This window comes from Bacillus sp. SIMBA_154, from assembly GCF_046536015.1.
Lineage (GTDB): Bacteria > Bacillota > Bacilli > Bacillales > Bacillaceae > Bacillus > Bacillus pumilus_P.
The window spans coordinates 1-407 of sequence record NZ_JAWJBV010000077.1 but is presented as its reverse complement, the minus strand read 5'-3'; the positions used below and the strand labels follow the sequence as shown (position 1 = coordinate 407).

Genomic DNA, 407 nt, shown 5'->3' with positions numbered 1-407 from the left:
TGACGTTCCAAGCGGCAGAAAATGAAGACGGAATTACAGGTATGATCAGTTACGCGGCAGCGCTGTACAAGCAGGAAACTGCGGAACGCATGGCAAAGCAATTCATACAATTGATCGAGGAGATTGCGAATGACCCGCAGGCGCCGCTTTCATCGCTGGAGATGATCACCGCGAAGGAGAAAGAGCAGATTGTGGAGAGATGGGGTCAACCGGCGATAGACAGCCCAAGGGACAAAACAATTCACCAATTGTTCGAGGAGCAGGCGGAGCGCACACCGGAACATACAGCCGCAGTTTACGAGAAAAGCAGATTCACATACCGTGAGCTGAATGAGCGGGCCAACCGCCTGGCGCGGATTTTAAGAAGCGAAGGCGTGCAGCCTGACCAGCCTGTGGGTATTCTGGCA

1 protein-coding gene is annotated in these 407 nt (G+C 53.6%); it reads left to right on the top strand.

The window, feature by feature from the left end; translation table 11 throughout:
• Positions 1-407: AMP-binding protein (locus R0K30_RS21170; RefSeq protein WP_410612726.1), on the top strand; the 407-nt coding region annotated here is incomplete at both ends.